Source organism: Mycobacterium sp. E3198, assembly GCF_001667015.1.
In the GTDB taxonomy this organism is placed as follows: domain Bacteria; phylum Actinomycetota; class Actinomycetes; order Mycobacteriales; family Mycobacteriaceae; genus Mycobacterium.
On sequence record NZ_LZIS01000099.1, the window covers coordinates 33,639 to 47,301 of the forward strand.

The 13,663-nt window shown below is 69.5% G+C and carries 8 protein-coding genes and 1 pseudogene; 7 read left to right on the plus strand and 2 right to left on the minus strand.

Features of this window, described 5'->3' with window-relative positions; translation table 11 throughout:
- Nucleotides 1–1,140, minus strand: coding sequence for a BTAD domain-containing putative transcriptional regulator (locus A5673_RS11605; RefSeq protein WP_068231679.1), 1,140 nt, complete (start codon nt 1,138–1,140; stop codon nt 1–3).
- 141 nt (nt 1,141–1,281) lie between these two features.
- Here A5673_RS11605 and A5673_RS11610 point away from each other — a divergent pair, with 141 nt between their 5' ends.
- The 7 genes and pseudogenes from A5673_RS11610 (at nt 1,282) to A5673_RS11640 (ending at nt 12,075) form a co-directional block, all read left to right on the plus strand.
- A complete protein-coding gene (locus tag A5673_RS11610; RefSeq protein WP_068231635.1) occupies nt 1,282–4,554 on the plus strand; it encodes an arabinosyltransferase domain-containing protein in 3,273 nt (1,090 codons plus the stop codon).
- 5 nt (nt 4,555–4,559) lie between these two features.
- Entirely contained in the window at nt 4,560–7,784 is a 3,225-nt protein-coding gene (gene embB, locus A5673_RS11615; protein ID WP_231971009.1) for an arabinosyltransferase EmbB, read from the plus strand.
- Nucleotides 7,785–7,935: 151 nt separating this feature from the next.
- Nucleotides 7,936–8,442: a hypothetical protein gene (locus tag A5673_RS11620; protein WP_068231638.1), complete on the plus strand. Its 507-nt coding sequence runs from the start codon at nt 7,936–7,938 to the stop codon at nt 8,440–8,442.
- A 154-nt stretch (nt 8,443–8,596) separates the two neighbouring features.
- Entirely contained in the window at nt 8,597–9,064 is a 468-nt protein-coding gene (locus tag A5673_RS11625) for a hypothetical protein (RefSeq protein WP_068231685.1), read from the plus strand.
- 8 nt (nt 9,065–9,072) lie between these two features.
- Nucleotides 9,073–9,507, plus strand: coding sequence for an FHA domain-containing protein (locus tag A5673_RS11630; protein ID WP_068231682.1), 435 nt, complete (start codon nt 9,073–9,075; stop codon nt 9,505–9,507).
- Between the two features lie 41 nt (nt 9,508–9,548).
- Nucleotides 9,549–10,274, plus strand: a complete 726-nt coding sequence (locus A5673_RS11635) for a Crp/Fnr family transcriptional regulator (protein WP_369806477.1) — start codon at nt 9,549–9,551, stop codon at nt 10,272–10,274.
- 27 nt (nt 10,275–10,301) lie between these two features.
- Nucleotides 10,302–12,075 (plus strand): annotated as a pseudogene (locus tag A5673_RS11640) (acyl-CoA dehydrogenase family protein).
- 11 nt (nt 12,076–12,086) lie between these two features.
- Here A5673_RS11640 and A5673_RS11645 read toward each other — a convergent pair.
- On the minus strand, nt 12,087–13,661 hold the full coding sequence (locus tag A5673_RS11645) for an acyl-CoA carboxylase subunit beta (RefSeq protein WP_068231641.1): 1,575 nt from the start codon (nt 13,659–13,661) through the stop codon (nt 12,087–12,089).
- Between the last annotated feature and the right edge of the window lie 2 nt (nt 13,662–13,663).

The window sequence follows — 13,663 nt, forward strand, 5'->3', positions numbered from 1 at the left end:
TCAGGCCGGGCGCGTTTCGAAGGTGAACTCGTGGCCGCCGATGCGGATGCGGTCGCCGTCGGCCAGGGCGGCGCTGCCGCGAATGCGCTGCCCCTGCACTTCCACCCCGTTGGTGGACCGCAGGTCGGTCATCATGAAGCCGGTTCCGGTGTCGGTGATGACGGCGTGGTGGCGGCTGACGTCGGTGTCGTCCAGAACGACGTCGTTGTCGGTGAAGCGCCCGATCCGGGTGATGGCGCCGGTGAGCGGGTGGAGCCGTCCGGTCTGGTCGCGCAGCCCGGCGGGTACCGACTCGGCCAGTTGGATCCCCGCGGTCGTCGACTCCTGCCGGTACACGTCACGCTTGTGCGTGGTCAGGTCGGCCCGCCTCAGGCCCAACGGTTCCTGGCGCAAGATTCGTTCGTGCAGTGCGCTGACGGTGCGGCCCGGGTCGATGCCGAGCCCCTCGGCCAAGGCCGTCTTGAGCCGCCGGTAGGCACCGAGCGCGTCGGATTGGCGCTCAGTGACGTAGTAGGCGGTGATCAGTTGCGCCCACAGCGGTTCACGGTACGGATGCTCGGCGGTGAGCGCCTCGAGCTCACCGATCACCTCAGCGGCCCGCCCGCACGCGATCTCGGCCTCGGCGCGCGCGGTGTGAGCGGCCACCTTTTCTTCCATCAGTGCGGTGGCGAAGGCGTCGACGAACGCGTAGTCGTGCAGGTCGTCGAGCACCGGCCCGCGCCATTCGCCCAGCGCCAACGAGAAGTGCCGGCTGGCCTCGTCGAAGCGGCCCGCGGCGGCGGCCTGGTTGCCCGCGACCTTCGCGGCGGTGAAGCGCCCCAGGTCGCAGTCGGCGTCGGCGACGCTCAGCTGATACCCCGGCGGCGCGCTCGCCAGCACCTGGTATGGGTCGACGCCGGCGCTGCGCAGCAGCCGGCGCAGGTTGGACACGTGGGCCTGGATGCTGGTGCGCGCGGCGGGCACCGGATCCTCATCCCACACCGCATTGATCAGCGACTCGACGGACACCGGCCGGTTGCGGTTGATCAAGAGCATGGCCAGCACCGCCCGCTGCTTTGGCGCGCCGACCGGGACCCGCACCCCATGGCTGGTCATCAGCAACGGTCCCAAGGCACCAAACCCGAGACCTGCACTCGTCATCGCGCCGCCAGCCTCCTGGGTCATCGGGGCCGTTCTTGACACGAGAGTTTATTTCGTGGAAGGGGCGCGGCAAATCATCGGCGCGTCGCGGCGGCCCTGCGTCCTCAAGTCACTCAGTCGCGTCCCTTACCATCGAGCCTCGTGCCCCACGACCGTACTGAGCGATCGCCGCGCACCTCACGGTCGATCGCCGTCGCCGCGGGACTCATCGGCCTGCTGTTGTGCATCACCGTTCCCTTGCTCCCGGTGAAGCAGACGACCGCGACCGTCCTGTGGCCCCAGGGAGCGGCGGACGGGCACGTCGGGCAGGTCACCGCCCCGCTGGTGTCGGGGGCGCCGCGCGCGCTGGACATCTCCATCCCGTGCCCGGCGATGGCCACCCTGCCCCCGGCCGGCGGGCTGGTGGTGTCGACCCTGCCGGCGGCCGGAGTGGACACCGGCAAGAACGGGCTCTTCGTGCGGGCCGACAAGGACGTGATCGTCGTCGCGTTCCGCGACACCGTGGCCGCGGTGGCGAAGCGCTCGGCGGTCGCGGCCGGCGCCTGCAGCGTCCTGCACCTCTGGGCCGACGCGGGTGCCGCGGGCGCGGACTTCGTCGGCATCCCCGGCGCGTCCGGCACCCTGCCGCCGGAGAAGAAACCACAGGTCGGCGGGATCTTCACCGACCTGAAAGTGCCCGCGCAGCCGGGACTTTCGGCCCGCGTCGACGTCGACACCCGGTTCATCACGGCGCCCACCGCACTCAAGGCGGCGGTCATGGCCGTGGGCACCCTCGCGGTGCTGGTATCCATCGCCGCGATGGCGGCGCTCGATCGGCGCGACCGCGGGGCGCGGATCCGCAGGCCCTCGTGGCCGCGCATCGGCGCCGCGACGTGGCTCGCCGACGTCGGCGTGATCGGAACGCTGCTGCTCTGGCACGTGATCGGCGCGACGTCGTCGGACGACGGCTACAACCTCACCATCGCCCGGGTCGCACCGAAGGCCGGCTACGTCGCCAACTACTACCGCTTCTTCGGCACCACCGACGCGCCGTTCGACTGGTATCTCGCGGTGCTCGCCAAGCTCGCGTCGGTGAGCACGGCGGGCGTGTGGATGCGCATCCCGGCCCTGTTGGCCGGCGTCGCGTGCTGGCTGATCATCAGCCACTGGATGCTGCGCAGGCTGGGCCCCGGCAGGGGCGGCCTGGGCGGCAACCGGGTTGCGGTGCTCACCGCGGGCGCGGTGTTCCTCGCCGCCTGGCTGCCGTTCAACAACGGGCTGCGACCCGAGCCGCTGATCGCGCTGGGCGTCGTGGCGACCTGGATGCTGGTGGAACGCGCGATCGCCCTGCGTGCAATCGCGCCCGCCGCGGTCGCCGTCTTCGTCGCCATGCTCTCGGCGGCCCTGGCCCCACAGGGGCTGATCGCCGTCGCCGCGCTGCTGACCGGGGCCCGCGCCGTCGCCCAGGCGATCCGCCGCCGCCGGGCGACCGACGGGCTGCTCGCACCGCTGGCGGTGCTGGCCGCGTCGTTCGCGCTGATCCTGGTGGTGGTGTTCCGCAGCGAGACGCTGGCCACGGTGGCGGAGTCGGCGCGCATCAAATACAAGGTCGGCCCGACCATCGCCTGGTATCAGGACTTCCTGCGCTACTACTTCCTCACGGTGGAGTCCAACCCCGACGGGTCCATGGCGCGGCGATTCGCCGTCCTCGTGCTGCTTCTGTGCCTGTTCGGGATGCTGGTCGTGCTGCTGCGACGCGGCGGGGTGCCCGGTTTGGCCGCCGGCCCGGCGTGGCGGCTGATCGGCACCACCGCGGTCGGCCTGCTGCTGCTGACCTTCACGCCGACGAAGTGGGCCGTGCAGTTCGGCGCGTTCGCCGGGCTGGCCGGCGCCCTGGGCGCGGTCACCGCGTTCGCCTTCGCCCGGATCGGCCTGCACAGCCGCCGCAACCTGACGCTGTACGTCACCGCGCTGCTGTTCGTGCTGGCGTGGGCGACCTCGGGCATCAACGGCTGGTTCTACGTCGGCAACTACGGGGTGCCGTGGTACGACATCCAACCCGTCGTCGCCAGCCACCCGGTGACGTCGATGTTCCTGACGCTGTCGATCATCACCGGCCTGCTCGCCGGCTGGCAGCACTTCCGGATGGACTACGCCGGGCACACCGAGGTCAAGGACAACCGGCGCAACCGCGTGCTGGCCTCCACCCCGCTGCTGGTGGTGGCGACGATCATGGTCCTCGGCGAGGTGGGCTCGCTGGCCAAGGGCGCCGTCTTCCGCTACCCGCTCTACACGACCGCCAAGGCGAACCTGGCCGCGATCACGAGCGGCCTGTCGCCGAACAGCTGCGCCATGGGCGACGACGTGCTGGCCGAGCCCGACCCCAATGCCGGCCTGCTGCAACCGGTTCCGGGTCAGCAGTACGGACCCGCGGGCCCGCTGGGGGGCGTCAACCCCGTCGGGTTCAAGCCCGAGGGCGTCGGCGACGACCTGAGGTCCTACCCCGTGGTCACCAAGCCGGGCGTGGTGAACTCCGACGCGTCGCCCAACAAGCCCAACGCCACCATGAGCGACTCGGCGGGCACGGCCGGCGGGCGGGGCCCGGTCGGGGTGAACGGATCGCACGCGGCGCTGCCGTTCGGCCTCGACCCGGCGCGCACGCCGGTGATGGGCAGCTATGGCGAGAATTCGCTGGCCGCCACCGCGACCTCGGCCTGGTACCAGCTGCCGCCGCGCACCGGCGACCGGCCGCTGGTGGTGGTTTCGGCCGCCGGCGCCATCTGGTCGTATAAAGAGGATGGCACCTTCACCTACGGGCAACAGCTCAAACTGCAGTGGGGCGTCGCCCGGCCCGACGGCTCCACCCAGCCGCTCGCGGAGGTACAGCCGATCGACATCGGGCCGGAACCGGCGTGGCGCAACCTGCGGTTCCCGCTGACCTGGGCGCCGCCGGAGGCAAACGTGGCACGCATCGTCGCCTACGACCCGAACCTGAGTTCCGAGCAGTGGTTCGCGTTCACGCCGCCGCGCGTCCCGGTGCTGCAGACCCTCCAGCGGCTGATCGGATCGCGCACGCCGGTGCTGATGGACGTCGCCACCGCCGCCAACTTCCCGTGCCAGCGGCCGTTCTCCGAGCACCTTGGCGTGGCCGAACTTCCGCAGTACCGGCTTCTGCCCGACCACAAACAGACGGCCGCGTCGTCGAACGGGTGGGAGGCCGGCGAAGCCGGCGGCCCGTTCCTGTTCACCCAGGCGATGCTGCGCACCTCGACGATCTCGACATACCTGCGGGGCGACTGGTACCGCGACTGGGGATCGGTCGAGCAGTACTTCCCGCTGGTGCCGGCCGACCAGGCGCCGCCGGCCGTCGTCGAACAGGGTGTGACCACAGTGCGCGGCTGGAGCCGGCAGGGACCGATCAGGGCGCTGCCGTGAGCGTCATCAACCACGAACAGCAGGCGGCCGCCGCGCGGGGCGAGGCCCGCGACGGCGTGCGCGTGACGCGCTGGGTCGCGACGATCGCGGGGTTGCTCGGCTTCGTCTTGTCGGTCGCGACGCCGCTGCTGCCGGTCGTGCAGACCACCGCGATGCTGAACTGGCCGCAAAACGGCCAACTGAACAGCGTTACCGCGCCGTTGATCTCGTTGACGCCGGTCGACGTGACGGCGAGCGTGCCGTGCGCCGTGGTGCGCGGCCTGCCGCCCGACGGCGGGGTGGTGCTCAGTACCGCGCCCAAGAAGGGCAAGGACGCCGCCCTCAACGCGCTGTTCGTGGTGGCCAGCAGCCAGCGCGTCGACGTCACCGACCGCAACGTGGTGATCGCCAGCGTGCCGCGGGATCAGGCGGCATCCCCGAATTGCCAGCGCATTGAGGTCACCTCCACCCGCGCGGGCACCTTCGCCACCTTCGTCGGGCTGACCGACCCCGCGGGCAAGCCGGTGGGCGGGGGTTTCGCCGACCCCAACCTGCGGCCGCAGATCGTGGGCGTGTTCACCGACCTGACCGGGCCGGCGCCGCCGGGGCTGCGGTTCTCGGCGACCATCGACACCCGGTTCTCCACCACGCCGACCACGCTGAAGCTGGCGGCGATGATCGTGGCGATCCTGTCGACCATCGTGGCGCTGATCGCCCTGTGGCGGCTGGATCAGCTGGACGGCCGGCGCATGCGGCGCTGGATTCCGCAGAACTGGCGCAAGTTCACCCTGGTCGACGCCGCGGTGATATTCGGCTTCTTGCTGTGGCACCTGATCGGCGCGAACTCCTCCGACGACGGCTACATCCTGGGCATGGCCCGGGTCGCCGACCGCGCCGGCTACATGTCCAACTATTTCCGCTGGTTCGGCAGCCCAGAGGACCCGTTCGGCTGGTACTACAACCTGCTGGCGCTGATGACCCACGTCAGCGACCACAGCCTGTGGATGCGGTTGCCCGACCTGATCGCCGGGCTGGTGTGCTGGCTGCTGCTGTCGCGGGAGGTGCTGCCCCGGTTGGGGCCGGCGGTGACCTCCAGCGCCGCCGCTAACTGGGCGGCCGGCCTGGTCCTGCTCACCGCGTGGATGCCGTTCAACAACGGGCTGCGCCCCGAGCCGATCATCGCGCTCGGTTCGCTGGTCACCTACGTACTGATCGAGCGGTCGATGCGCTACAGCCGCCTGACGCCGGCGGCGCTGGCGGTCATCACCGCGGCATTCACGTTGGCCGTCCAGCCCACCGGCCTCATCGCCGTGGCCGCGCTGATCGCCGGTGGCCGTCCGATCGTGCGCATCCTGGTCCACCGTCACCGCCTGGTCGGCACCTGGCCGCTGGTCGCCCCGATGCTGGCCGCCGGTTTCGTGATCCTCACCGTCGTCTTCGCCGACCAGACCCTGTCAACGGTGCTGGAAGCCACCAGGATTCGTACCGCGATCGGTCCGAGCCAGGCGTGGTACACCGAGAACCTGCGCTACTACTACCTGTTCCTGCCCACCGTCGACGGCGCGGTGTCGCGGCGATTCGGCTTCCTGATCACCGCGCTGTGCCTGTTCACCGCCGTGTTCATCATGTTGCGGCGCAAGCGGATTCCCGGCGTGGCCCGCGGGCCGGCGTGGCGGCTGATGGGTGTCATCTTCGGCACCATGTTCTTCTTGATGTTCACGCCGACCAAGTGGGTGCACCACTTCGGGCTGTTCGCCGCGGTGGGCGCGGCGATGGCGGCCCTGACCACGGTGCTGGTGTCGCACGAGGTGCTGCGCTGGTCGCGCAACCGCATGGCGTTCGCGGCGGCGGTGTTGTTCGTGCTGGCGCTGTGTTTCGCCACCTTTAACGGCTGGTGGTACGTGTCCAGCTACGGCGTGCCGTTCAACAGCGCCATGCCGAAGCTCGCCGGAATCACCGTCAGCACAGTCTTTTTCGCTCTCTTCGCGATCGCCGCGCTCTGGGCGACCTGGCTGCACTTCGCGCCGCGGGATCGCGGCGAGGGCCGACTGGCCCGCGCGGTGACGGCGGCGCCGGTGCCACTCGCGGCCGGGTTCATGGCGCTGGTGTTCGTCGCCTCGATGGTCGCCGGGATCGTGCGCCAATACCCCACCTACTCCAACGGCTGGTCGAACCTGCGGGAATTCGCCGGTGGCTGCGCGCTGGCCGACGACGTGCTCGTCGAGCCGGACAGCAACGCGGGCTTCATGGCGCCGCTGCCCGACAGCTTCGGCCCGTTGGGCCCGCTGGGCGGGGTGAATCCGATGGGCTTCTCGCCCAACGGGATACCGGAGCGCACCCTGGCCGAGGCGGTCCGCGAGACGGCGGTGCCGCAACCGGGCACCGACTACGACTGGTATGGGCCGACCAAGCTGAGCGCACCCGGCATCAACGGGTCGCTGGTGCCACTGCCGTACGGCCTGGATCCCGATCACGTTCCGGTGGCCGGCAGCTACACCACCGGCCCGCAACAGCAGAGCAAGCTGACGTCGGCGTGGTATCAGCTGCCCAAGCCCGACGACGGGCATCCGCTGGTGGTGGTGACCGCCGCGGGCACCATCACGGGCAACAGCGTGCTGCACGGCCACACCGCGGGCCAGACGGTCGTCCTCGAATACGGCAGGCCCGGCCCGGGCGGTGACGTGCTGCCGGCCGGGCGGCTGGTGCCCTACGACCTGTACGGGGAGCAGCCGAAGGTGTGGCGCAACCTGCGCTTCGCCCGGTCCCAGATGCCCGCGGACGCGGTAGCGGTCCGGGTGGTGGCCGAGGACCTGTCCCTGACGCCGGAGGACTGGATCGCGGTGACCCCGCCGCGGGTGCCGGAGCTGCGCTCGCTGCAGGAGTACGTCGGCTCGTCGCAGCCGGTGTTGCTGGACTGGGCCGTCGGGCTGGCCTTCCCGTGCCAGCAGCCGATGCTGCACGTCAACGGCGTCACCGAGATCCCGAAGTTCCGCATCACGCCCGATTACAACGCCAAGAAGCAGGACACCGACACCTGGGAGGACGGCGTCAACGGCGGCCTGCTGGGCATCACCGACCTGCTGCTGCGCGCCCACGTGATGTCGACCTACCTGTCCCGCGACTGGGGCCGCGACTGGGGCTCGTTGCGCAAGTTCGACACCATTGCCGACGCCCGGCCTGCGCAGCTCGATCTGGGCACCGCGACCCGCAGCGGGTTGTGGTCACCGGGCGAGATCCGAATCAAGCCCTAGCTAACTCCTGAACGTTAATTTGTCGCCGGTCGAATAATCGGCCTTAATTGACGTTCCGGTAATCGTCGAGCAAATGTTTAATGTGCGGAACTCCGGGTCAATACCTATCTCCCGTGTGGGGTAACTAACACTTCCGTTAAAAGGTGGCCCGATGCACACTCTGACCCGCTTAGGTACCTCCGCCGCGGCGCTTGCCGTCGCGATCTCCCCGGCGGCGACCTTCCAGATCGTCCACGCGGCCGCCCAGGGCGGCACCAGGGTCGTTCTCGACGGTGACAACCGGCGCTGCGATTTCAGCAGGGTGAACGAGGCGGCGTGGATCCCGCGGGCGGAAGAGGGCACCGGTTCGGCGCTGATCAGCACCTCCGGATCGACAGCCGTCGCGCAGGTGCACGTGGCGATCCCCAACGAGCCGGGCACGCACTACGACGTCGGCCTCATTCAGGAACCGCGCCCCTCGTCAGCGACATGTGGCCCCGGGGCGCCCGGAACCGCCTTTACCGGGATGGACACCGACGGCGCCGGCAACGCGACGGTGACCGTCCAAGACGGCATTCGGCCGGGCACGACGGGCGTGTGGGTGATTGTCGAGCGCGCAAACCCGAACTCGCAAAACCCCGCCGAGTACTACACGTCCGAATTCCTGGTGCCGGTATAACCCGTTCGGGGCCGGCGCGCTGATCCGGTAACCCGGTCGTCTCCGAGGACGAACGCCCCGCACCTACGGGACTTCGGTCCCTATTTCGACCCCTCGGTCGAATGGTCCGATACAGGTGTCGAGTAAAGACGGGCGTCGGATGAAAGGCACGCCGATGAACGCTTCAGCGGAGTCTTTGGCACGGACGCGCTTTTTCGCGCGCGTCCTCGGTCCATTCCTCGTCATCGTGGACGTCACGGCGGTGGCGCGCGCTTCGGACATGCAGACGCTGCTGTCGCAGTTCGAGGCGAATTCGATGTGGGCGTTTGTCAGCGGCGCCTTCATTCTGCTGTTCGGGCTGGTCTTGGTGGCCGCTCATCAGCACTGGAACGGCGCCGTGGCGATCATCGTTTCGTCGTTGGGCTGGCTCATCGTGCTGCGGGGGTTGCTGCTGGTGGCCTTTCCCAAGGCTTTTGTCGCGGTGGCCAACAGCATGATCGGCGCGCAGGGCTGGTGGATTTCGCTTTGCATCGTCTTCGCCCTCGTCGGGCTGTATCTGACCTACATCGGCTGGGCCCCGGCGCCCCGCCGGCCGGCATCGCACGCGGCGGCCACCACCGCGGATCTTCCGCGGGCAGCGTGACCACGACGGTGTCCACGCCAGCGCCCGACGAAAGCACCGCGGACATCGGCCCCGCTCTGCGCACGAACCTGCGCGACGAGTTCGACACGTCGGCGGCCGTCGCCGACGCGGCGGTCGAAGATATGGCGACGATGGGGCGGGGCTCGGGCATGCTGATCGTGAAGCGGGGCCCCAATGCCGGGTCGCAATTCGTCTTACAGCAACCCATCATGTCGGCAGGACGGCATCCGGCCAGCGACATCTTCCTCGATGACATCACGGTCAGCCGCAGGCACGCCGAATTCCGAAGGGAGAACGGCCACTTCAGGGTCGTCGACCTCGGCAGCCTGAACAGCACCTATCTCAACCGCGAACCCGTCGATTCGGCGGTGCTGGCCAACGGCGACGAGATCCAGATCGGCAATTTCCGTCTGGTTTTCCTCACCGGGCCGGCGACCGGTTGACACCGACGAGGAGAACTTTCGTGAGCGACGTGGACCAAATCCTGACGCGGCTGCTGCGCGAGGCCGGGATATTGCGCCACGTCGAACCCGAGACCGCCTCGGCGATGATCAGGCAACTGAGTACGGCCGAATTCACGGCGGGACAAGTAATTTTCTCCCAGGGAGACCCCGGTGATCGGGTGTACATCATCGTCACGGGCAAGGTCAAAATCAGCTTGCGGGGCCCCGGCGGCCGCGACAATCTTCGGGCGATCATGGGCCCGACGGACGTCTTCGGCGAGCTGGCCGTGTTCGATCCGGGTCCCCGATCCTGCACCGCCACGGCGATCACCGACGTTCGCGCGGTGTGGGTGGACCGCGCCACGCTGCGTGCCTGGATGGCCCACCGGCCGGTGATCGCCGAGCAACTGCTGCGCGCACTGAACCAGCGGCTGCAACATACCGAGGACCAACTCATCCAACTCATCTCCAGCGATGTGGCCACCCGCGTGGCGCACCAACTGCTGTTACTGGCCCGGCGATTTGGCACCCGCGAGCGCGATGGGCTGCGGGTCGCGCACGAGCTCAGCCAGGACGAGATGGCTCAACTCGTCGGCGCCGACCGCGTGTCGGTCAACAAAGCGCTGCGCGATTTCGTTTCCAGCGGCTGGATCACGTTGCAGGGCAAGGATGTACTGATCACCGACCCCGACGCACTCGCCCACCGTGCGGTGGCGGGCGCCGCCGTGGGCGTCTATCGGCGGCGACCGCTGCGCGCCACCGCATGACGACCGCCTTGGCGTAGCGTCTTTCTCATGAGCGACTACGCCGCTGAGCCGGTGGACAGGCTGCCGTTCTCCACCGAAGAGAAGTCGCAGCGCTACGAGACCGACAACTACCGCGGAGCGGTGGGTCTCAATTGGTACCTGACCGATCCCACCCTGCGGTTCACCATGGCCTACTACCTGCAGCCCGATGAATTGGCCGTGCTGGAGCCCCATCTCGCGCGCATCGGTGACCTGATGGGCGGGCAGGTGGGCGCGCTGGGCCGAGGAAACCGACCGCAACCCGCCCCGGCTGGAACGCTACGACCGGTGGGGACACGACGTCAGCCGCGTCGTCATGCCGGCGTCGTTCACGCAGTCCAAGCGCGCGGTGCTCGACGCGCAGCAGGACCTGCGCGGCGCGGCGCGCCGCGCCAAGGTGAGCTCGGGCCTGGCGCTGTTCGCGTCGAATTATCTGCTCAACCAGGCCGACATCGGGATGGGCTGCGCGCTGGGCACCGGCGGCGGGATGGTGCAGTCGCTGGTGTCCGCCTACGCGCCGCCCGATGTGGCCGAGCACGTGCTGGGGAAGTTCGCCTCCGGCGAATGGGCGGGCGAGACGGCCCAGTTGCTGACGGAACGCACCGGCGGCTCCGACCTCGGCGCGCTCGAGACGACGGCCACGCCCGCCGGTGACGCCTGGATTCTCAACGGCTTCAAGTGGTTTGCGTCCAATTGCGCGGGTGAGGCGTTCGTCGTGTTGGCCAAGCCCGAAGGGGCGCCGGACTCGACCCGCGGCGTCGCCAATTTCCTCGTGCTGCGCGACCGCCGCGACGGCTCACGCAACGGCGTGCGGGTGCGCCGGCTCAAGGACAAGCTCGGCACCCGCTCGGTGGCCTCCGGCGAGGTCGAGTTCGTCGACGCCGAGGCGTTCCTGCTGTCCGGTGAACCCGGCGCGGACACCGGCCCGGCCGACGGCCGGGGACTCGGCCGCATGATGGAGCTGACCAATGCCGCGCGGTTGGGCATCGCGCAGTTCGGGCTCGCCAACGCCCGCCGCGCGTTGGTCGAGTCGCTGTGCTACGCCCGGCAGCGCCACGCCTTCGGCGGCGCGCTCATCGACAAGCCGCTGATGCGGCGCAAGCTCGCCGAGATGATCGTCGACGTCGAGGCGGCGCTTGCGCTGGTCTTCGACGGCACCGGCGCCGCCAACCACCGCCAGCCCCGCGCCGTGCGGCAGCGCATCGCGGTCCCCGTGACCAAGCTGAAGGTGTGCCGGCTCGGGATCACCGCGGCGTCGGATGCGATCGAAATCCACGGCGGCAACGGCTATATCGAGACGTGGCCGGTGGCCCGGCTGCTGCGCGACGCGCAGGTGAACACCATCTGGGAGGGCCCGGACAACATCCTGTGCCTCGATGTGCGGCGCGGCATCGAACGGGCCGGCGCCCACGAGGCGCTGCTGGCGCGACTGCGCGACGCCGTGTCGGTGTCCGATGACGACGAGACCACTCGCCTGGTCGCGAACCGCGTCGAGGACCTCGATGCGGCGATCACCGCGTGGGGCAAGCTGGACGGCGGCGTCGCCGAGGCGCGGCTTTTTCCGCTGGCGCAGTTCATGGGCGACGTCTACGCGGGCGCCCTGCTCACCGAGCAGGCCGCGTGGGAGCGGGAGACCGGCGGCGGGGAGCGCAAGGCGCTCGTCGCGCGGCTGTACGCGCAGCGCTACCTGGCCGATCGGGGGCCGCTGCGCGGCATCGACGCCGACTCCGACGAGGCGCTGGAGCGGTTCGACGAGTTGGTCGACGGGGCGCTCACCCTTTAGCGCGAAGGAGGCTAGACCGGGATCAGGCCGTGCTTGCGGGCGACGCGGAACCACAGCTGCTTGTCCCGCAGCAGATGCATCGACTTGCGCAGCAGCAGCCGGGTCTGGTGCGGGTCGATGACCGCGTCGATGAAGCCGCGCTCTGCGGCGGTCCACGGGATCGCCATGTTGAGGTTGTAGCCCTCGATGAAGTCCTTCTTGATCTGCTGCGCCTCGGGGGTGGTCGGGTCGGGGAACCGCTTCATCAGCAGCTGCGCGGCGCCCTCGGCGCCGATCACCGCGATGCGCGCCGTCGGCCAGGCGAAGTTGAAGTCGGCGGTCAGCTGCCGGGAGCCCATCACGGCGTACGCGCCGCCGTAGGACTTGCGCACCGTGATCGTCACCTTCGGCACGTCGGCCTCCACGACGGAGTAGAGGAACCGGCCGCCGCGTTTGATGATCCCCCGCTTCTCCTCCTCGGCACCCGGCAGGAAGCCGGGCGTGTCCACCACGAAGACCAGCGGGATGTTGAACGCGTCGCAGAACCGGATGAACCGCGCCGCCTTGTCGGACGCCTCGTTGTCGATCGCCCCCGACATGTGCATGGGCTGGTTGGCGATCACGCCCACGGGGTGGCCGTCGACGCGCGCGTACCCGGTGATGATGGCGGGCCCGTGCTGCGCGGCGACGTCGAGGAAGTCGCCGTCGTCGAAGATGCGCAGCAGGATCTCGTGCATGTCGTAGGCGGCGTTGTCGGAGTCGGGCACGATGGCGTCGAGCTCCAGATCGGTCGGGGTGATCTCCGGCTCCAGACCGGGATTGACGATCGGCGGCTTGTCGAAGCAGTTCGACGGCAGGAACGACAGGTAGTCGCGGACGTACTGGAACGCCTCCGCCTCGGAGTCGACGACCTGGTGAATGTTGCCGTAGCGGGCCTGGGCGTCGGAGCCACCGAGCTCGTCGAGGGTGACCTCCTCGCCGGTGACCTCCCGAATCACGTCGGGCCCGGTGACGAAGAAGTAGCCCTGGTCGCGCACCGAGACGAGGAGGTCGTCCTGGATCGGCGAATACACCGCTCCCCCAGCGCATTTGCCGAAGATGAGGGAGATCTGCGGCACCAGCCCGCTCAAAGCCTCGTGCCGGCGGCCCAGCTCGGCGTACCAGGCGAGCGAGGTGACCGCGTCCTGGATCCGGGCGCCACCGGAGTCCTGGATGCCGATGATCGGGCACCCGACCATCGCGCACCACTCCATCAGCCGCGCGACCTTGCGGCCGAACATCTCGCCGACGGTGCCCTGGAACACCGTCTGGTCGTGGGAGAACACCCCGACCGGCCGGCCGTCGATCATGGCGTGACCGGTGACGCACCCGTCCCCGTACAGCGCGTTCGGGTCGTTCGGCGTCTTGGCCAGCGCCCCGATCTCGAAGAAGGTGCCCGGATCGACCAGCGCGTGCACGCGGGCGCGCGCGCTCGGGATGCCCTTCTTGTCGCGCTTGGCCGCGGCCTTCTCGCCGCCGGGCTCCTTGGCCAGCTCGAGGCGAGCGTGCAGCTCGGCCAGCTTTTCCGCGGTGGTGTGCTGAACGGGAGCCGGGACGGTTTCGGTCACTA

What these genes read in the sequence shown, in the direction of transcription:
- A5673_RS11605 (WP_068231679.1), bottom strand. Translation starts at nt 1,140, where the DNA reads ATGACGAGTGCAGGTCTCGGGTTTGGTGCCTTGGGACCGTTGCTGATG.
- A5673_RS11620 (WP_068231638.1), top strand. Translation starts at nt 7,936, where the DNA reads ATGCACACTCTGACCCGCTTAGGTACCTCCGCCGCGGCGCTTGCCGTC.
- A5673_RS11625 (WP_068231685.1), top strand. Translation starts at nt 8,597, where the DNA reads ATGAACGCTTCAGCGGAGTCTTTGGCACGGACGCGCTTTTTCGCGCGC.